Origin of the sequence: Sphingopyxis panaciterrae, from assembly GCF_011762125.1 — a bacterium.
Taxonomy (GTDB): Bacteria; Pseudomonadota; Alphaproteobacteria; order Sphingomonadales; family Sphingomonadaceae; genus Sphingopyxis; species Sphingopyxis panaciterrae.
In genome coordinates, this window is sequence record NZ_JAASQN010000008.1 from 77,634 (window position 1) to 97,790 (window position 20,157).

Below are 20,157 nucleotides of genomic sequence, written 5' to 3' on the forward strand. Positions count from 1 at the left end.
GCCCTCGTGGCGCCGCTGCTGCTGTTCCTGCTCGCCAGCTTCGTCCTGCCTGTGTTGCTGATGTTGTCGCGCGCCGTCACCGACCGCGAGCTTCACACCGTGTGGCCCGAAAGTGCCGCAGCGCTCCGGCAATGGGACGGCCGCGGCCTGCCGCCCGATGCGCTCGCGCATGAGGTGGCACGCGATATGATCACCGCCCGGCAGGCCGGAACGCTCAACCGCGTCGCCAACCGTCTGAACTACGACATGGTCGGATCGCGCAGCCTGCTCTACGGAACCGCCGACATGCTGCTGTCCGGCGTTCCCGGCGACAGCGTCGCCGCGCTCGCACGGATCGATCCGCGCTGGGGCCAGCCGGGCATCTGGGCGGCGATGCGGCATGCCGACGGACCGTTCACCAGCCATTACCTGCTCGCGGCGCTCGACCGGCGCCTCGACAATGACGACCGCGTCATCAGCGTCGCGCCCGAGCAAGCGGTGTTCGCCAACATCTATCTGCGAACGTTCAAGATCAGCGCTCTCGTCGCGTTGTTTTGCGTCATCCTCGGCTATCCGATCGCCTATCTGCTCGCCTCGCTTCCCGATCGGAAAGCCAATCCATTGCTCATCCTGGTCCTCCTCCCCTTCTGGACCTCCGCCCTCGTCCGCACCGCAGCGTGGGCAGTGCTTCTGCAGACCAATGGGGTCGTCAACCATGCGCTTCAGAATATCGGGCTGATCGATGCGCCGGTGCAGCTCATCTACAACCGGCTGGGGGTCTATATCGCGATGACGCATGTGCTGCTGCCCTTCCTCATCCTGCCGCTCTACGGCGTGATGAAGGGGATTTCGCCGGTCGCAATGCGTGCGGCGAGCTCGCTTGGCGCGACCCCGCTTCGCGCCTTCCTGAAAGTCTATCTGCCGCAAACGCTGCCGGGCGTGGCGGCGGGCGCGATCATCGTCTTCACCCTCGCGCTCGGCTACTACGTCACCCCCGCGCTCGTCGGCGGCGGCGCCGACCAGATGATCAGCGCTTCGATCGCCTTTTACACCAACCAGTCACTCAACTGGGGCATGGCGGCGGCGCTCAGCCTGTTACTGCTCGTACCGCTGCTGCTGATGCTGTTCGCGGGGCGGACGCTTGCCCGCACGGTGCCGGCATGAGCGGCTATCGCTCGCGGTCGGAACGGATCGGAAGGGCATTGCTCATCGCCCTTTGCACCTTGATCTTTGCCTTTCTGGTGCTGCCGATCCTCGCGGTCATCCCGCTGTCGCTCAACCCCGGCAGCTTCCTGGTCTTTCCGCAGGAAGCGCTGTCGCTGCGCTGGTACCGGACCCTCGCGGAGTCGCCGCAATGGACGCACGCTTTCGGCAACAGCCTGAAGATCGCCGTCGCGACAACGCTGATCGCCACCCCGCTCGGCACGCTCGCCGCGATCGGGCTCGCTTATATGCGCTCGCGCGCGAAGACATTGATTGTCGCGATTATTACCGCGCCGCTCGTGGTCCCGGTCGTTGTCGTCGCGATCGCTTTCTATTTCCTGTTTGCGCCGCTGGGGCTGGTGAACGGGCCGGTCGGGCTGATCGTCGCGCATAGCGCGCTGGCGCTGCCTTTTGTGGTGATCGTCGTGCACGCTTCGCTGCGCGGACTGGACCTTGAATTGCTGCGGGCGGCGGCCAGCCTGGGGGCGCCGCCGGTGACGGTGCTGTTACGCATTTTGGCACCATTGATCGCGCCCGGGATCGCCGCGGGCGCGGTTTTCGCGTTCATGACGTCGTTCGACGAGACGACGATCGCGCTGTTCATCGCCGGGCCCGAGCAGCGCACGCTGCCGATCCAGATGTTCGAAGGGGTGCGCGAACAGGTCAGTCCGGCGATCGCGGCGGCGGCGACGCTGCTGGTGATCGCATCGACGCTGCTGCTGGGGACCGCCGAACTGCTCCGCCGCCGCGGCGAGCGGATGCGGGCGGGATCAGCCGCCCCAGACCTCGGCGCATAGCCGCGCAAAATTGGCGCCGAGCAGCTTTTCGATCCGCCGCGCCGGCCAGCCGCGCGCGGCCAAATCGTCGGCCAGCTTCAGGAAGCGCGCCGGCTCGTTATATTCGGGGACCAGGTTGAAGACGTCGGGCGCCTCGCCCGGCGCCGCAATGCCCAGCGCCTTGCGCTCTTCGTAGAAGCGGCGCTGGCCCTCGGCATATTCGGCATCGAGCTCGACCCCGCGGATGCCGCCGTCGGTGCCGAGCGCGACATGATCCTCACCCGCGACCTTCACCGCATGCTCGATATGGCGGATGACGTCGTCGGCGCGCGGCTGGCCGCTCGCGCGCAGGAAGGGCATGAAATAGATGCCGGCAACACCGCCCTTGTCGGCAAGCGCCCGCAGCTCGGCGTCGGTCGTATTGCGCGGCACGTCGTTAAGGGCGCGGCAGCCGGTGTGGCTGATCGCGATCGGCGCCGCCGAGACCGCGATCGCCTCGGCAATCGTGCGCTGCGCCGCATGGCTCGCGTCGACGATCATCCGCCGCGCGTTAAGCCCCGCCACCACCTCGCGGCCAAAGTCGCTGAGCCCGGCGTTGCCGGGTTCGAGACAGCCGTCGCCGACGAGGTTGCGCTTGTTATAGGTGAGCTGGACCACACGCACCCCGAGGACATCGAAGAGGTCGAGCCGCTCCACTTCGGTTTCGAGCGGGACACTATCCTGGAAACCGAAGATCACGCCGAGGCGCCCGCTCGCCTGCGCGGCGCGAAGGTCGGCCATCGTGCGGATGTGCAGCAGATGATCGGGCAGCGCCTGGATGAAGCGCGTATAGCGCGCGATGCGGCGCAACGTTTCCTCATAGCGCCCCGGCGTACTCCCGGCCGCGCCGACCGTCTGGTGGATCGCGGTCAGTCCCGAGGCGCGATAGGCAGCGAGCTGCGCGGCGATGCCGGGCGCTTTCGGACCGAGGCCGCCGAGCGACGACAGCCCGTCGATGACCATCGCCTTGCCATAGCGCCCCGCTCCATAATCGGTGGCGCGCACCGGCCCCGCCAATACCAGCGCGGCCGCGCCGCCGATCAGCGCGCGGCGCGAGACGGTCATGTGTGGAGCGCCGTTTCGAATTCGCGCGCGGCATCGGCGCCGGCGATTTCCGTGAGATGTTTCAGGAAGACCGGCGTCGTGTGGACGGGCTCCTTCGCCATCGCGATCATCAGCCGGTCCATCGCCGGGCGGCCGATGCGATGTTCCAGGTCGAGGAGGAGCAGCGGCCCCTTGCCATAAAGCTGGATACGATTCGGCCGGCCGTGCCCCATCACCGGCCCCGCTTCCTTCGTCGCATCGCGCTTGGCCGCGACATTCTTCGCCAGCTCTGCCGCCCCGAAAGCGTGCTCGACGTACCGCATCGACATATATTCGGCGGCGGATTCGACGAGCCAGAAATCGTCGGTCAGCGGGCTGGCCAGCATCCACCAGGCGTGCGCGACCTCATGCGCGACATAGCGGCCGGGGTTGACTTCGGTGATGTCGGGCGTGTTCCGCCCGCCTTCGGACAAGACGGTATAAGCGGTGCGCGCGTAGCCCATCGAGCGGTCGCGCCAGACCTGTGCCATGCGCACCTTGCGCGGCAACGGGCCGTACATTGCCTCGAAATAGCGCGCCGCGCCCTCGGCATGCTTGACGTACCAGCCCGACAGCTGGGTCGAAAGGTCCCGGGCGTAGAATTCGACGCCATGCGCGTCGGCACGCTGCAATCCGTGCATCGCGACCATCGGCAAATCGATGTCGAGGAAATCGCGGTGAATGCGCACCCCGGTCGGGGTCCGCGTCACATCGCCCTGCGCAACGACGACCAGGTCAGGTGCAAGCCCGTCGATCGTCGCGTCGACGGTGAAACGCGTCTGAACATCGGCGCCAACCGGAAACCACATATGGTCGATGAACAGCTCATAGCCTTCGGGCCGCAGCGGCTTGTTGCCGCTATCATGCTCGGTGAGGATCGGTCCGGCATAGCGGAAGCGCAGCTTGACGGGATCCGCGCTGGGCTTGGCGAAGTGGAACATATATTTGTTGAGCGCCGGCATCGGCGACGCCGACGGCTCGACCGACATCGTCACGCCCGGCGGCAAATCCATCGGCTGGAGCGCAAAGCGGTCCGATAGCAGAAAGTCCTTTTCGGCTTCGGCTTCGCTGAGCGTGATCGTCACGTCGGCTTCGAGCGCGCCCTGCGGATCGAATTTCGCCGCGACGTCGTAATGCGGTGGCGCCGCATGCGCCGCGGCCGATCCGCCGAGCGCCAGCAGCAGCGCAATCATATTCTTCATGCCGATTGTCCTCCCCCGGCGATCCATGCGTCGATACGTTCGTCGAGCAGCGGCAACGGCAGCGGCCCGGCGCCCAATGTGATGTCGTGAAAGCGGCGAAGATCGAAGCGATCGCCAAGCCGTTCGCGGGCGCGGCTGCGTAGTTCGATGATCTTCTGCATCCCAATATAATAGGAGGTCGCCTGTCCCGGGATGACGATATAGCGCTCGACCTCGCGCTGATTGTCGTAATGGCTCGATGGCATGTTCGCGTCGAAATAGGCGATGCCCTGTTCGCGCGTCCATTGCAGCGAATGGATGCCGGTATCGACGACGAGCCGGCACGCGCGCATCAGCGACAGCGACAGGCGGCCGAAGTCCGAATAGGGGTCGGCATAAAGCCCCATCTCCTTCGGCAGCAGCTCCGAATAGAGCCCCCAGCCCTCGGAAAAGGCGGCAATGCTGGCAAAGCGGCGAAACTTCGGCAGTCCCTCCATCTCGTGCGCGATGCAGGTTTCGACATGATGCCCCGGGATCGCTTCGTGATAGAGGGTCGCGGCAAGCTGGTAGCGCGGCTGCGCCTTCATGTCGGAAAGGTTGATGTAGAAAATGCCCGGCGCCGATCCGTCCTGCGGCGGGTTGCGGTAATGCGCCTTGGGTGCCGATTGCTCACGCCACGCCTCGATCGGGCGGACCTCGACCGGCGCTTTCGGCAGATGATCGAACAATTCGTCCTGTCGCGCCCGGATTTCGTCGAGCAGGGCATTGGCTTCGGCGACATAGGCGGCGCGGCCGGCGTCGGTGTCGGGATGATAGAAGCGCGGGTCGCTGCGCATGAACGCAAAAAAGGCCTGGAGATCGCCCGCGAAACCGGTCTGCTTCATGATCGCGCGCATCGCGTCGTGGATGCTCGCGACCTCTTTGAGGCCGAGCGCGTGAACCTCGGCCGCCTTTAGCGGCAAGGTCGTATAGCTTTCGAGCTGCGCCGCATAATAGGCTTGCCCGCCGGGCAGCTTCCAGACTCCGGCGGTCTCGTCGGCCTTCGCCTCGGCGGCGCGCAGATGCGCGATCAGCGTGCGATAGCCGGTCGCGAAGCCGCCCTGCAGCGCTGCGGTACCGCGCGCGAGAAGATCCGCACGCTCGGCGTCGGACAGCTCCGCTTTGGCAACCTTGCCGCGGAAGTCGGCGAGAATCGGGCTGTCGCCCTCGCCTTCGAAGGGCGCCCCCTTGAGCAGGTTGAGGCACGGTTCGAGCACGAGGCCGTAGACGAAGCGCGGCGGGCGAATATCCTTCGCCTCCTGCGCCGCCAGCCGCTGGACCGCCTGCACCATCAGCGGCGCGACGCCATCGAGCCGCTTGATATAGGCTTCAGCGTCGGCCTTGCTCGCAATCGGGTGGCTGTTGGTGAGCGTGCTCGGCACGCGCGTGTGCATGCCGCCCATCTGGGTCATCACATAATCGTGGTGGCGCCATGGGAAGTCGCGCAGCGCGAGCTCGGTCGAGCGCGCGAACATGCGGTGGCTGAGCCGCGCCTGTGGTGAAAGTTTCGCGACGTCGAAGGCATTCAGCCGGGTCTGGTCTGCTTCGCGGAGCTGGTGATCCTCGATCTCGCGCGCTTCGCTGATATCGTCCCATTTATCCTGATCGCGGCGGATACCGAGCGCCGACTGGCGCGTCGGGCTGCGATCGAGCGAGCGCTGGAAGACCGCCTCGAAAAAGGCGTCGAGCCGCGCATCTTCATCGGTCTGGATCGCGAACACCGGCGGGGCGAGCAGCGTCGCGCTGGCGAGCGCGGCCGAACCGATGAAATTCCGCCGGCTGATCATGCCTGTCCTCCCTTCGCGATCCATGCGTCGATCTGCGCGTCGAGCATTGGCAACGGCAGCGGTCCACTGCCGAGCACCCGGTCGTTGAAGCGGCGCAGATCGAACCCTGCGCCCAGCTTCGACCGCGCGCGGTCGCGCAGGTCGACGAGCTTCAGCTTGCCCATCTCATAGGCACAGGCCTGCCCCGGGGTGACGATATAGCGCTGGATCGCGGTGACATTGTCGGCATGGTTCGCTGGCGTATTATCGTCGAGCCACGCCACCGCCTGCTCGCGGCTCCAGCGCAGCGCATGAACGCCGGTGTCGGTAACAAGGCGACCGGCGCGCATCAATTCCATCGAGAGCCGCCCGAACTCCTGCCACGGATCGTCGTAAAGCCCCATGTCGATCGGCAATTGCTCGGCGAACAACGCCCAGCCTTCGCTGAATGCGGTATAGCCGCCGAACGCCCGGAATTTCGGCAGCCCGGTCAGCGCGCGCGTCACCGCCTTTTCGAGATGATGGCCCGGCACGCCTTCGTGATAGGAGAGCGCCGACAGTTCGAAGATCGGCAGGTTCCGCATGTCGCGGGTGTTGACGTAGAGGATGCCCGGGCGCGACCCGTCAGCCGACGGCGCGAAATAGCCTGCGGTACCCGCCGATGCCTCGAGCCAGGGTTCGACCGGTTTCACCAGCACCTCGGCGCTCGGGACGTGGTTGGTGAGCTCGCCCAGCCGCGCCGTTACTGCGGCGATTTTTGCGCGCATCGCGTCGAGATAGGCCGCCTTCCCGTCCGCTGTGCCGGGGTAATAGAAACGGTCGTCGGTGCGTACGTGCACGAAAAGTTCGGCGAGCGTGCCCGAAAAGCCCACGCGCTTCATCACCGCGCGCATCTCGCCGTGGAGGCGCGCGGTCTCTTCGAGCCCGACGCGGTGCACCTCGGCGGGCGAAAGCGGCAGCGTCGTGTTCCAGCGGAGCTGCGCGGCATAATAAGCATCGCCATCGGGCAGCCGCCAGACACCATCGTTGCAGTCGGCGCCGCATGAACCGGTGCGCAGATAGGCGATCAGGTGGCGAAAGCCGGGGCCGAAGCCTTCGACCAGTCCCGCCTCGGCCGCCTTCAGCAACCGGATCTTCGCGGCGTCCGCCAGCGCAAGCCTAGCGATCTTGCCGCGAAAATCGGCGAGGATCGGACTGTCGGGGGTGCCCGGCCGGAACGGCGCGCCCGTGATCAATTTCTCGCAATTGCCGGCCACCAGCGGAATCGCAAAGGCGGGCGGCGCGACGCCGTTCGCGGCCTGACGCTCGAGCCCGGCGACCACGGCGGCGAGATAGGGGCGCACCGCGTGCAGCCGCGCGACATAGGCCTCGGCGTCAGCGACGCTCTCGATCGCATGGTTGTTGATCAGCGTTTGCGGGATATCGCGCTGCGGTCCGCGCATCTGGCACACCGGATAATGATTGCCGCGCCAGCGATGCCGCTCGATCGCTTCCTCGGCGTCATAGGCGAAAAGATCGTAGCTGAGCTGCGCCTGCGGGTCCAGCGCCGCGCGGTCGAAGCGCTTCAGTTCGGCAAGGTCGCGCCGCACCAGCGCGACATTCTCTTCGGCGCGCGCCTCGCCGACGTCAGGCCACCAGCCCGCCGCGCCGCCCTTGATCCCCATCGACGATTGCGCCGCAGGGTTCCGCGCCAGATCGCGCTGAAAGACGCTTTCGAAGAAGGCGTCGAGGCGCGCGCTTTCATCCGGTGCCCCGGCCCAGGCGGGCGTCGCCGCGACGACGGCGGTCGCCGCGATCATCTCGCGGCGGCTGAGACGAAAACCGGTCACTGGCCGATCGGGAAGTCGCCGAGCGGCGAGATGCTCGCCTGCTCGGCGGGCGGCGCCTTTGCCGCGGCCCGCTTCACATGCGTGTCGAGGAAATCCAGTATCTTGCGATAGGCGGTGATCTGGTTTGCTTTTTTGCGGAAGCCATGGCCTTCGTCGTTGAAAACGACATAGTCGACCGGGACGCCGTTCGCCTTCACCCGGGCGACGATATCCTCGGATTCGACGGGCAGCACGCGCGGGTCGTTCGCACCCTGCAGCACGAGCAGCGGTTTCTTGATATTTTCCGCGTGAAAGACCGGCGAAATCTTGCGGAGATATTCGGCATCCTTCGCGGGATCGCCGACTTCGGTGAACAGCAGCCGGCGCAGATCTTCCCACCAGCTTGGCGTGTTGGCCAGCAGGCGCGGCCAGTTGGAGACGCCGTAGATGTCGACCCCGGCGGCGAAAGCATCGGGGCGGAAGGCGAGCCCGGCGAGCGTCATATAACCGCCGTAGCTCTGGCCCTGGATCACGACCTTGGCCGGATCGACATAGCCGGTGGCGGCGAGCATCTTCTTCGCCGCGACGACGTCGTCGAGGTCGGCATCGCCATGCTTGCGGTCGTCCAGATGATAGAAGGTGCGGCCCGACCCGCTGCTGCCGCGATTGTTGATCTCGAACACCACATAGCCGTGGTTGGCGAGAAATTGCTGCAAGGGGCGATAGCCGATACGGCTTTCGTCGCCCGGGCCGCCGTGGACGTGGATTACCGCGGGGAGCGCATCGCCCTTCTTCGCGCCCTTCGGCACATAGAGGATGCCGGGCACGGTCACGCCGTCATAGGACCGGAAGCGCACGACCTCGCCCGCGACCAGATCGCCGGGCGCCACGCCGGGTGCGCGCGCATTGAGGAGAGGCGTCCGCTGGCCCGAAGCAAGGTCGAGCAGCAGGATTTCGCCCGGCGTGGCACCGTTCGAGGCGCTGACGAGCGCCTTCGTAGCGTGATTGGCGAGGAGCAGGCCGACGCTCGCGCCCGGCATCGGATCGGCGAAAGGCCGCGGCTTGAAGGTCGCGGCGTCGAACAGATAGGGACGCGACCGTGCATCCGCGTTGACCGACACGATCAAGGTCCCGCCGTCGCGCGACAGGTTCGCGCCCTCGACGTCCCATTCGGGCTTGAACACGGTGACGCGGTCGCCGGTGCTCAGGTCCTGGCGAACGAGGAAGGCGAATTCGCCGCCGTCGTCGGTGGTGTAGAAAAGCTGCGCGCCCGTACCCGCTCTCGTGCCGGCGAAGACCTGCGGCTCGCACGCGACGGGCTTGCCCTCGGCGGTGAGCTGGATCAGCTTGGCCGCATTGCGGTCGTAGACATAGCAATGCTTCGTCGCATTATCGACGATGCGGCTCAATCCGACATAGCGGCGGTCGGGGCTGACCGCGCGGACCTGATACGCCTTGTCGTTTTCGAACAACAGCGTCTTGGCATAGCCGTCGGCCTGAATCTCGTAGAGGTCGAAGTAGCGCGGGTCGCGTTCATTGGTCTGGACGAAAAAGCTTTTGCCGTCCTGCGCCCATTCGACGAAGCGCGCGACATGCTTCGCGCCGGGGGTCACGTCGTGCGTCGTGCCGCCCGGCTCGCGGACATAGATATGCGCGAGTTCATTGCCGCCCTGATCGCTCGAAAAGAGGATGCGCGCGTCGGCCGGGAAATAGCCGATCGCGTTCACCGTCTCCTTGACCGAGTTGGTGAGCGCGGTCGCCTTGCCGCCGCCCGACGGCATTTCATAGATATTGGCGATGCCCGTGCGGTTGCTGGTGAAGATCAGCTTTTTGTCATCGGGCGACCATGACAGGCCGCCGATCACATCAGAATCCATCAGTTGCTCGATCGTGTAGCTTTTGGATGGCGCCTCGCCGGCAAGGGCGGGGACGGCGTGGCAGGCCATGGCGATGCCGAGCAGCAGATATTTGCGCATCTTGTCCCTCATATGGGTGTCCGGGGCGGCACGGACGCGCCGCCCCGGAAGATCGTCAGAAGGTGGCGCTCGCCGTCACCATGTAGCTGCGCCCGAGGAAGTCGAACGAGCCGAAGGCACGGCGGACGATCGCGGCATAGGGAATGTCGCGGTCGAAGATATTGTTGACGATCAGCTGCAACCGGAAGCGGTCGTCGACGTTGAAGCCGATCGTTCCGTTGACCAGCGTGTAGGAGCCGACGTTATTGACCGGCGTATCCTCGATCGTCTGGATCAGGCTGAATTTCGTCTTGTCGCGCCAGAGGATCTGGACGTCGAGATCGACTTCGCCAAGCGTCGCGCCGATGTTGCCCTGAACGCGCCATTTCGGCAGCCCGACCGTCCCGGCGGCCTGGGTCACCGGCTGGCCGTCGAACAGCACCTGTTCGAAGGTATCGGTATAGAAAAGCTTCGTCCCGAACCGCATCGAATTGCGGCCGTCCGAACTCGGTGCGATACCGCTGATGTCGAGATTATAATCGGCAGCGACGATCAGCCCGGCGAAGTGCAGCGTCGAGGTGTTGACGAAGCCGGTGTTGAAGCCCCCGGCGATATCGCCCGGGTTGCGGGCAGCACCGCCCGTTCCGTTGCCCGAAGCGATGTCTTCGGCGGTCAGGCGGCGGAACGAGCTGCAAGCGGTGGTCGTCGGATATTCGGCGCTGTCGTAACAGGACGCCATCAGCGAATTGATGTCGAGATTCTCGATGCCGCCGGTCAGGCGAACGTCGGTCCAGTCGGCCGCGAACCGGAAGCCGGGGATCGCCGGCGGCTGGTAGACCAGGCCGAGCGACCAGCTTTTCGCCTTTTCATTGTCGAGCGCGGGATTGCCCGACACGGTGCCCGAGACCGAGCGATTGTCGGTCGTCGGATCGAACACCCCCGGTGCCGGTGCCCCGACCGCGGCAAGCGCCGCGGCGCAATTGGCGGTGCGGACAGCGGGGTTGTTGCCGCGGTCGAAATTATTGTTGCCGCACGGATCGGCGAGCGTGTTGGTCACCGGCGAGATGCCGGTGAACAATTCGCTGACCGCCGGCGAGCGGATCGCGCGGGTATAGACGCCGCGGAAGGTCAGCCCTTCGCCGATTCCGCCAAGCTTCGGCGAGATGCGGCCGCCGGCCGACCAGGTCACCGCGCCGCCCGCGAGCGAATGATCGACATAACGTATCGAGCCGTCGAATTCGGCGCTGCGGATCAGCGGGAAATCCTGATCGGCCGAAACCAGCGGCACGACGAGCTCGCCGTAAACTTCCTTGGTCCCGAATTTGCCCTTGACCGGCGAATAGGCGCCGATCCCGTCGCCGAGCAGCCGGTCGCCCGCCTGCAGGACCGCATCGGGTTCGAAGACCGCCTTTTCGACGCGGCGCTCGACGCCGATGTTGAACGCGACATGCTCGCTCGCAATCCCGAACGGCAGCTTGCCGCCCAGATTGGCGGTCAGCACGGTCTGGGTGTTCGTGCTCTTCGAACGCCCCAACTCGCTGACATATTCGGATGCCTCGGCGCTGGGCGAGCCATAGCCGAACAGGTTGATCGGGACGCAGCCGGCAGGCGCGGCGCCGCCGCAGATGATCGTGCCGCCGGGCCCCTCGACCGCGTTGACCGCGGCAAGGAAGCGTTCGGGGTTGATATAATTGACCTGCGAATTGTTGCGGACACGGCCGTAGTTGTACGAAACGTCCCAGTTCCAGCGCTCGCCCGCGACATCGAACTTGCCTTCGACCCCGCCAACGAAACGATAGAGATTCTGCACCGTCTGCTGCGGCTTGCGCTGGACGACATCGTTGAGGTTGCGGTTGAGGTTGAAGGTGGTGAGCCCGTTCGCCTGCAGGATCGAGCGCGCCTGGTCCGACAGGAACGGATTGTCGACCGAGAAGGTCAGCTTCGGCCCGCCGATCAGTCCCGGCGCCGACAGCGACGTCAGATCGGACAGGCGAACGACCTTGCTGTGCGCATAGGCGCCTTCGAAGAAAACGCGGATGTCGGGCGTGATATCATAATGCGCCAGCAGATTGCCGAGCACGCGATAGGTCGGCGTCAGCAGCGACGTATTGTCGGCAAGGCTGAACCCGTCGCCGCCCGACGTTCCGAGCGGCAAGGAGCCAAGCCCGGTTGGGGCCAGCACGTCCTCGACCACCGTACCGACGTTGAAGGGCACCAGGTTACCACCCGGACCGAACTGCAGCGGCCGCCCCTGCGCGTCGAAAATATAGTTTCCGTTCGGTGCAACGCCGAATCGCGGCAGGGACAAGCCCGGCCCGTCGAAGCCCAAGAGGCCTTCGGCGCCCGAATCGAAATAGGGCAGCCCGCCTTCGTTGAAGATCGCGTAGCGATAATCGTCGACGACCTTCAGCGCCGAAATGCCGTCCGACGAATTGACATTGTCGGGATTGGCGATGGTGTTCTTGAAGCCGCCGAAACGGTCACGATACAAAAGGCCGCTCTGCCGCGTATATTCGGCCCCGACGACGATATTGCCGCGGCCTTCGGAAAAGTTCGTGCCGGCGAGGCCGCGGATCGCATATTGCCGCGAATCGCCGTCTTCATTGATCCCCGCGAGCCCCGATATCTGCAGGCCGTCGAAATTATCCTTGAGGATGATATTGACCGTCCCGGCGATGGCGTCGGACCCATAGATCGGCGCGCCGCCGATCGCGATCGTTTCGACCCGGTCGACCAGGCCGGCGGGAATCAGGTTGAGATCGACCTGCGACCCCGCCGAGGCGTTGCCGCTCGCCGCCGCCGAATTCGCCGACACGAAACGGCGCCCGTTGACCAGGGTGAGCGTCCGCTGCGATCCCAGGCTGAACATGTTGACGAACCGCTGTCCGGTCCCGTTGATCGCCTGGTTTCCGCCCACCGCGCTGCTGTCCGACGTCCCGAACAGCGGGTTCGCCTCCAGCGCTTCGGCGACGTTCACATAACCGCGCTTTTCGATCTGCTTGCTGTCCTCGACCATCGCCGATTGCAGCGTGTCGAAACCGGCGCGCAGGATGCGCGAGCCGGTGACGATGATGTCCTCGCCGGTCGTCTCGCTGCCCGCGCTCGCCTGCGGGCGTTCCGCCGCGCGGCGAATGACCACCGCGCCATTGGCGCTCCGGACAACTTCCAGCCCCTTGTTCGCGAGCATCAGGCGCAGCGCTTCGATCGGCGTATAATTGCCGTTCACCGCGTTGGTCTTGATCCCCGAAAGATCGGCGTCGGGAACCATGACCTGCACGCCCGACTGGACCGCAAGGCGCTGCACCGTCTGTGCGGCGTCGCCTGCGGGAATCGAATAACGCTGGCGTTCCTGCGCGACGGCGGGCGCCGCCCAAAGCATCGATGCCGCCACCCCGGCCATCAGCACCGTGCGCGAATTCAATCGGCTCACTTGCCCCCACCTCATCGTCTTGCCTCCCTTTTGCCCCGGAGCGATCACGCGCTTCCTAAGGCAAATGAGCGACGGCGTGTGGAAATCCGCTACTTGGGTCCGCACGCAATTGCAGCCGCGTCGAGGTTCGACGCAAAATGGCCACGAACGGGCAGCCATATATCGCGATTTCCACGCCTGGCGATGAAACATGTCGGGCGCAAGCACCGGGGTCGGCAAGCCAGACTGCGCCTGCCCTTGTGGAAACGGCGGCTTTGGGGTGGATTGAAGACATTCCCACGCCGACTAAAAACCGTCGCCCCCGCGAAGGCGGGGGCCGCCATCGGCCTTAAGCAAGCTTGCCAGCGGCCAGTTAAGGGTTGGACATGCCCCCGGCATGTCCAAGAATGGTCCGGGGGACCATTCGACCCTTCACTCCTTCGCGGGGGCGACGGTTATTTGGCTAGTGTCTGCTATCAGCCGTCAACGGACGTCGAGATCGCCCACGCCGCCTAGTGCGAGGGACTATTCCGCTGACGCACCAAAACCAGTTCGTTGCCGCGGCGGATGACTTCGCCGTTGAACGCCTGTGCGGCAGCGCCGGCGAAGGCATGCGCGTCGCCAAGCTTGAAAACGCCCATGAATTCGGCGCGCGCCAGCGTGGGGTCGTCGATCACGACGCGCAGGTCGGTGTAGCGGTTCACCTCTTCGGCCGCCGCACCCAGTTGCTGGCCGTTGAAAACCAGTAGCCCCTTGCGCCAGGCGATCCGGCGTTCGACGTCGGCGGCATCGAGCACCGCCTTGCGCGGCCCGGTGTCGGCGGCGGCGACGAATTGCTCGTTGCGGCGAAGATAACGCGGCTTGGCCGAGCCGCTCGCGGCGCCGCCCACCGCGACCACGCCTTCCTCGACGGTGACTTCGACGCCATCCTTGTCGAGTCCGACGACGAATTCGGTGCCGACCGCGCGGACGTCGAGCCCCTCGGCGGTTACCACGAACGGACGCTGTTTATTGTGCGCGACCTCGAACGACGCCTCGCCGCGGCGCAGGATCACGCGCCGGATATCATCCTCGTAACGGATCTGGACCGCCGAATTGCCGTTGAGCGTGACGATCGATCCATCATCGAGCGCGATCCGGCGCACCTCGCCGCGGTCGGTCGAAACACGCCCGGCGAGATGATCATAGGTGACGACGCCGCCGAACGCCGCAAGCGCCACCGACGCGGCCATCGCATAGCGGCGCCACGGACGCTCGCGGACGGGCGGCGCATAGTCGCGCTGCGTTCCGCCATCGAGCGCGGCGATCCGGTCGATGTCGAGCCACAGCGCCTGCGCGCGCACATAGGCGCCGAGGTGGCGGCTGTCGGCCGCCAGCCACGCATCGAGTTGCTGCTGCTCGATATCGTCCAGCGGGCGCTCGGCCGACCGCACCGCCCAGGCTGCGGCCTGGGCGTCTATGTCAGCCCCATTTCCAGAACCTGCGCTCACGCTGTCTTCCATCCTGGGCGCCCGCGGGCGCCTGTTTCATTCCTTCGGAAACCAGCCGAAGCGCCTTGGCGAGATGTTTCTCGACCGTGCTTTCGGCTATTCCCATATGTTCGGCGATCCGGCGCTGCGAGAAGTCCTGGAACTTCTTCAGCTCGAACGCCTGCCGGCATTTTGGCGGCAGCGTCTGCAATATTTCGTGCAGACGCGCCAGTTCTTCCTGTCCACTGAGCCGCCGATGGACGCTCATCTCTTCGTCAATGATGTTCAGCGAGTCCAAATCCGCCACCAGGTCGATCGCGACGATCCGCGAGCGGCGCAGATGTTCGCCGACGATATGGCGGGCCGTGACGAACAGATAGGCGCGGGCGTTGCGGATCGCGTCGGCGTCGGAGGTCCACAGCCGCGCATAGGCTTCCTGCACCACTTCGTCGACGTCGCAGGAATCGAGCCCGCGAACACGCCCGACGAGCCATTTGCGCAGATCGGGCTCGTGCGGCAGCACTTCGCGCGCAAACCAGCGGAGTTGAGCCTGATGATCCATCGCTTGCAATGGCAACAGCATTCGCCCGGCGCGTCAAGCGAAAATGACAATATTGTGAATTTTTTTATTTAAAATCAAGAATTTAAATGAACGCGCGCAATGCCGCCGGGAACCGCAATCCCGAACCGGCATGCGAAGGAAGAAGCGGACCTATCGGGTGATGCGCTTGACCACCTTGCCCGCGTCGTCGAGGAACTCGATGCTCGGTTCGCCCTTCGCGTCAACCTTGAGCAACAGCCGCGGCTTGCCGCTCTTGTCGGCGAGGCGGACGATCGTATCCTCCAGCGCCTTGCCGGCAAAGAAGCGTTCGGCCCCAGCCCCGCCGTTCGCCATCGCATAGGCGCGCATTTCCTCGCGGATGCGGTTCTTGCCGGCTTCGTCGGGCGCGGCGGCGGCCTCTGCGCTCATTTCCATCAGCGGCTTGATCGACCAGTCGGGGCGGTCCCAGACGCGCAGCCCGGCGGTGCGTTTGCCGTTCGCCTCATTATATTGAATGCCGACGGTCTGGTCCTGCTTATACTGGTCGAACATCAACGATCCCGACGCGCGGCGGTCACCGCCCGCCGCTTTGCTGCCGAAGGTCAGTCCGCCGACCTCGTCACCCTCGTCGTTGAAGAACAGCATGCCGCCGCCATCGCGGCTGTGATGCTTATATTCCTTGCCCTCCATGAACAGGCCCGGGAAGCGCTCGGAATTGGCGAGCACGAGGCGATATTTGCCGTCGGGCTCGACGATATTGATGCGCTTGACGCTGATCTCGTCGAACACGCCCTGCGGCGGGCCGCTGTCGGCCATCACCCACGCCGTCGGCGCCGCCGCCCCCGCCATGAAAGCCACCACGACCAGCGCCAGGCGCCCACCCCTCAACTCGACCATATCGGCGGCCTCCTCAATAATTCCATTGGTCGACCGGCGCGCCCGCGGGCGCGGTCTTGCGGACATGATCGGCGACTTCGCGCACGACGCCCGCCCAGTCCTTATGGTGCCAGTTATGCCCCTTTTTCGGGCGGCCATATTCGAAGCGGATCGGATAATCCTTGCCCGCGACCTCGGTGATCATGTCCTGAAACTGATAGACCGCGAGGTTGAGGTAGAAATCGTCCATCTCGCCGGCGAAGAAGTTGAGCTTGCCGCGCAGCTTGGGGCCGAGCGTCGCCCAATTGTCGCGCGCATAGGCCGACAGGTCGAAGCCGTTTTCGCGCATATATTTGACGACGTCCTTGTTGATGACGCCGGTCTTGTAATCATAGAGCATGACCGGATAGCCGTCGGGCCCGACCGGGCCGTGCGTCGTCTGCCAGATGCCGAGCTGGTAATAGCTGCGCCCCTTCGATCCCAGCACGCCTTCGAGTGCGGCAAGCGTGCGCAGGTCGACGAGCGGATGGCCTTCGCGGCTGCGGCGGAACGGCTTTTCCTGCGTGATCCAGTCGTTGATCTTCAAGGTGAACATATTGTCCTCCTTGTAGATGTCGGTGAGCTGGTAGCGGGTGAAGTCGATCGGGTCGGGGTTGAACACCCATGCGCCGCCGAACAGGTCGGGATAATGGAGTTGCAGCGCCAGCGCTTCCCAGCCGCCGGTCGACGCGCCCTCGACGATCCGGCCATAGGGCTGGTCGATCAGCCGGAAGGTCTTTTCGAGATAGGGCATCAGCTCCTTGGTGATCGCATCGCCCCACGGGCCGTTGTTGGCCGAATTGAGCGCATAGGATTCGAAGAAATAGGGCCCCGGCGTTTCGAGCGTGATGCCGACCATGCGCGGGAAATTCTCCCCGCTCCATTCCTGCGAGAATTGATAGCCGGTCTTGACGTTCGCATCGGCGGCGGCGCGGCGCGCGCCTTCGCTGTCGCCGGCCGGATCGGGGTCGAAATTGAACGAGCCGCCGAAATGGCCGTAGGTATAGATTGCCGGATAGCGCGCACCCGGATGCTTGTCGAAATCTTTGGGGATCAGCACCTCGGCACCGATCGTCATCGGCATGCCCCAGAAATCGGACAATATCTTGCTCTTGATGCGGACCCGCTTGATCCACGGCGTGTCGGCATCGCGCGCGATCGGGCCGATCTTTTCGGTGAGCGTCAGCGCGACCGGCGTGTTCGCCGCGGGATCGATCCGGACGTCGGCGGGTTTGCTGTACGGATTGCCCGGAAACATCGGCGCGATAACGCGCTGGTCGTTCATCGGCACCCAGATGGTGTGCCCGTCGGCACGCTTGGCCTGCTTATAGGGGATCAGCACCGCCTGGACGCTGTAATCGCCCGCCGGAAGCTGGTCGAGGCCGAACGGAAAGCCGTCGGCTTTGGCATCGACGGTGACCGTCGCACCGGGGCGGAGATTGTCGACATCGATGCCGAAGGCGGGCGGGCCGTTCATACCGATGGTCAGCCGCGGCTCGACCTTCGCCGCGGTTCCGTCCGCCGAGCGGCGCGTGGTGACGACGATCAGGCGGCCGGTAACCGGCTCCTTCGCCGCCGTCGCCGGCAAGGTCACCGAAAAGCTCGTCTGCGCGGCAGCGGGCGTGCCGGCTGCGAGCGCGAGCAGGGCTAGGCCCCATGATATCCCGAATCCGCCGTTGCTGAAAAATGCCACGCTCGCTCCCCCTGTTCACATTCGTCAACAAGGCACGATGGTCGGAACGGAAGAATCCGCCACTCGCTGGCGGCGGGACCGGAAGCGGCGCCCCGGGCTCTCGCACCGCATCAGCGGTGCAAGAGCCCATGCCGCAGTCCGAGGGACCGGACATGCGGCGAAACCCGGCGAGGCCGCCAGGTTTCAGCGAAACCATGTCAGCGGGTCAGAAGGTCACCCGCCCGCGGCCAGAAAGGGATCGAGCGCCGCGGCAAAGCGCTCGATCGTTTCCTCGCCGAGTCCCGCGATGTTGATGCGGCCGTTGCCGACCATGTAGATCGCATGCTCGTCACGCAACGCCGCAACGCTGGCGGGCGCGAGCGGCAGGAGCGCGAACATGCCCTGCTGACGCCCGATCGGCGCGAGACGCGGATGGCTGGCGGCGAGACCCTGGCGCAATGTCGCGATGCGGCCGCACATCGCGGCCAGTTCAGCCTGCCAGTCTTCGCGCAGCGCGGCATCGTCGAGGATCGTCCGCACCACCGCCGCGCCATGGTCGGGCGGCATCGACCAGTTGATGCGGGCGAGCGCATAGAGGTTCGAGCGTACGATGTCGGCGGACCCGCTCGATGGTGCCAGCGTCCACAGCGCGCCGACGCGATCGCGGTAGAGGCCGAAATTCTTGTCGCAGCTATAGGCCAGCACCGCTTCCGGGACGCGATCGAAGAGGATGCGGAACCCGGCGGCGTCCGCCTCCAGCCCCGCCCCGAGTCCCTGATAGGCGAGATCGACGAAGGGCAGCAGCCCGCGCGCCGCGATAAAATCGGCAAGCGCCAGCCACTGCGCGTCGCTGAACGACACCCCCGTCGGATTATGGCAGCAGCCGTGGAGGAGGGCGATGTCGCCCGGCTGCGCCGCGTCCAGATCCTCCATCATCGCCGGAAAATCGATGTCCGAGGTCGCGGGATCGAAGAAGCGATGGCGGCGCACGGCGAGGCCGGTCCCCGCGAGCAGGGGTTCGTGATTGGCCCAGGTCGGCGCTCCGACCCAGATCGTTCGCCCCGGAACCGCGCGCGCGAGCAGTTCGGCGCCAAGGCGCAAGGCGCCCGTTCCGCCCGGGGTCTGCAAGCCGACGAGCCGCGGCGATGCGGCAAGGCCGGCGCCCAAGGCGATCGTCGCGAGCGCGTCGGTGAAGTGGGCGTCGCCTTCGGGCCCCAGATAGGATTTGCTCGCCTGCTGCGCGACAAGGCGGCGCTCGGCTTCCTTGACCGCGGCGAACACCGGGGTGCGCCCCGCCGGATCGCGATAGACACCGACCCCGACGTCGATCTTGTCCGGCCGCGGATCGGCGGCATGAAGGCCGATCAGCGCCAGCAGCGCGTCGGGCGCTTCGGGAGCCAGCCCGGCGAACAGGCCGCTCATGCGGTCTCGGCCTTTGACAAGGCATAGGCCTGGGTGCCGCGCGAATGGAGTTGATCGTCGGGCAACAGTTCCTCTGGCGCGATATCGGCGGTGCCCGCGAGGTCAGAATAGATCGGCGCGAAATCGGTGCGCAGCGTCTGATCGAGCAGGTCTTCGAAACTGTCGATGACGAAATAGGACTGCTGGTAGTCGTCGATGCGGTACCGCGTCCGCATCAACCGGCGCAGGTCGAAGCCGATGCGGTTCGGCGACGCATCGTCGAGCGCGAAGACCGATTCGCCGTAAGAGGAAACGATGCCCGCACCATAGATGCGCAGGCCCTCGACCGTGTTGATCAGCCCGAATTCGACCGTGTACCAATAGAGGCGCGCCAGCCGGTCGATCGCGCCATGTTGCGCGGCGCGCTGTCCGCCCTGCCCATAGGCCTGCATATAGTCGGCGAAGACCGGGTTCGCGAGCAGCGGGACATGGCCGAAGACATCGTGAAAAATATCGGGTTCCTGCAGATAGTCGAGTTGCTCGGGCGTCCGGATGAAATTGCCCGAAACGAAGCGCCGGTTGGCCAGATGGTCGAAGAAGACGTCGTCGGGAACGAGACCGGGAACCGCAACGACCTGCCACCCGGTCGCCTTCATCAGCCGTTCGGACAATTCGTCGAAATCCGGAATCCCGGGTTTCGAGAGGCGAAGAATGTCGAGCCCCTTCAGGAATTCGGGTGCGACGCGCCCCGGAAGCATCCGCGCCTGGCGGTCGAACAGCCGGTCCCACATCGCATGTTCCGCGGGAGAATATCGATCCCATCCCTGCGGGATCGTCCAATCTTCGGCCGCGCCCTCGGGGCGCACGATATCCTTGTCTGCCATGTGAAATATATTGCATGACCATGCCGAATTTTCTTTT

Annotated in this window: 14 protein-coding genes; 2 read left to right on the top strand and 12 right to left on the bottom strand. The window is 65.3% G+C overall.

The features are described from left to right. Positions 1-6: 6 nt before the first annotated feature. Positions 7-1,143 (top strand): ABC transporter permease subunit, encoded by a 1,137-nt coding sequence (locus tag FHR22_RS20850; RefSeq protein ID WP_208417851.1) that lies wholly within the window; start codon positions 7-9, stop codon positions 1,141-1,143. Next, positions 1,140-1,979, top strand: a complete 840-nt coding sequence (locus tag FHR22_RS20855; RefSeq protein ID WP_166945916.1) for an ABC transporter permease — start codon at positions 1,140-1,142, stop codon at positions 1,977-1,979. The genes FHR22_RS20850 and FHR22_RS20855 overlap by 4 nt, the downstream gene beginning before the upstream one ends. Here FHR22_RS20855 and FHR22_RS20860 read toward each other — a convergent pair. The 12 genes from FHR22_RS20860 to phhA form a co-directional block, all read right to left on the bottom strand. Further along, the gene (locus FHR22_RS20860) at positions 1,953-3,062 is read right to left on the bottom strand and encodes a dipeptidase (protein WP_166945918.1); all 1,110 of its coding nucleotides are present in this window, start codon (positions 3,060-3,062) and stop codon (positions 1,953-1,955) included. The two genes, FHR22_RS20855 and FHR22_RS20860, sit on opposite strands and share 27 nt — an antisense overlap. Continuing rightward, entirely contained in the window at positions 3,059-4,282 is a 1,224-nt protein-coding gene (locus tag FHR22_RS20865) for a M1 family metallopeptidase (protein WP_166945920.1), read from the bottom strand. Before FHR22_RS20865 ends, FHR22_RS20860 begins: the two co-directional genes overlap by 4 nt. Beyond that, on the bottom strand, positions 4,279-6,087 hold the full coding sequence (locus FHR22_RS20870; RefSeq protein ID WP_166945924.1) for a DUF885 domain-containing protein: 1,809 nt from the start codon (positions 6,085-6,087) through the stop codon (positions 4,279-4,281). The genes FHR22_RS20865 and FHR22_RS20870 overlap by 4 nt, the downstream gene beginning before the upstream one ends. Then, positions 6,084-7,895: a DUF885 family protein gene (locus FHR22_RS20875; RefSeq protein ID WP_166945927.1), complete on the bottom strand. Its 1,812-nt coding sequence runs from the start codon at positions 7,893-7,895 to the stop codon at positions 6,084-6,086. Before FHR22_RS20875 ends, FHR22_RS20870 begins: the two co-directional genes overlap by 4 nt. Next, complete coding sequence (locus FHR22_RS20880; RefSeq protein ID WP_166945931.1) at positions 7,892-9,862, bottom strand: S9 family peptidase; 1,971 nt, start codon at positions 9,860-9,862, stop codon at positions 7,892-7,894. The genes FHR22_RS20875 and FHR22_RS20880 overlap by 4 nt, the downstream gene beginning before the upstream one ends. 43 nt (positions 9,863-9,905) lie before the next feature. Then, complete coding sequence (locus FHR22_RS20885) at positions 9,906-13,259, bottom strand: TonB-dependent receptor domain-containing protein (protein ID WP_166945934.1); 3,354 nt, start codon at positions 13,257-13,259, stop codon at positions 9,906-9,908. Between the two features lie 491 nt (positions 13,260-13,750). Then, positions 13,751-14,728 (bottom strand): FecR domain-containing protein, encoded by a 978-nt coding sequence (locus tag FHR22_RS20890; protein ID WP_166945937.1) that lies wholly within the window; start codon positions 14,726-14,728, stop codon positions 13,751-13,753. Next, on the bottom strand, positions 14,700-15,290 hold the full coding sequence (locus tag FHR22_RS20895; protein ID WP_166945940.1) for an RNA polymerase sigma factor: 591 nt from the start codon (positions 15,288-15,290) through the stop codon (positions 14,700-14,702). The genes FHR22_RS20890 and FHR22_RS20895 overlap by 29 nt, the downstream gene beginning before the upstream one ends. 129 nt (positions 15,291-15,419) lie before the next feature. Beyond that, positions 15,420-16,145, bottom strand: coding sequence for a hypothetical protein (locus tag FHR22_RS20900; RefSeq protein WP_166945943.1), 726 nt, complete (start codon positions 16,143-16,145; stop codon positions 15,420-15,422). A 13-nt stretch (positions 16,146-16,158) separates the two neighbouring features. Further along, positions 16,159-17,856, bottom strand: coding sequence for an alpha/beta hydrolase-fold protein (locus tag FHR22_RS22720; protein ID WP_166945947.1), 1,698 nt, complete (start codon positions 17,854-17,856; stop codon positions 16,159-16,161). A 213-nt stretch (positions 17,857-18,069) separates the two neighbouring features. Next, positions 18,070-19,257 carry an amino acid aminotransferase gene (locus tag FHR22_RS20910; RefSeq protein WP_166945949.1) on the bottom strand — a complete coding sequence of 396 codons (1,188 nt, stop codon included), beginning with the start codon at positions 19,255-19,257 and terminating at the stop codon, positions 18,070-18,072. Next, positions 19,254-20,120 carry a phenylalanine 4-monooxygenase gene (gene phhA / locus FHR22_RS20915; RefSeq protein WP_166945951.1) on the bottom strand — a complete coding sequence of 289 codons (867 nt, stop codon included), beginning with the start codon at positions 20,118-20,120 and terminating at the stop codon, positions 19,254-19,256. The genes FHR22_RS20910 and phhA overlap by 4 nt, the downstream gene beginning before the upstream one ends. Positions 20,121-20,157: the final 37 nt, after the last annotated feature.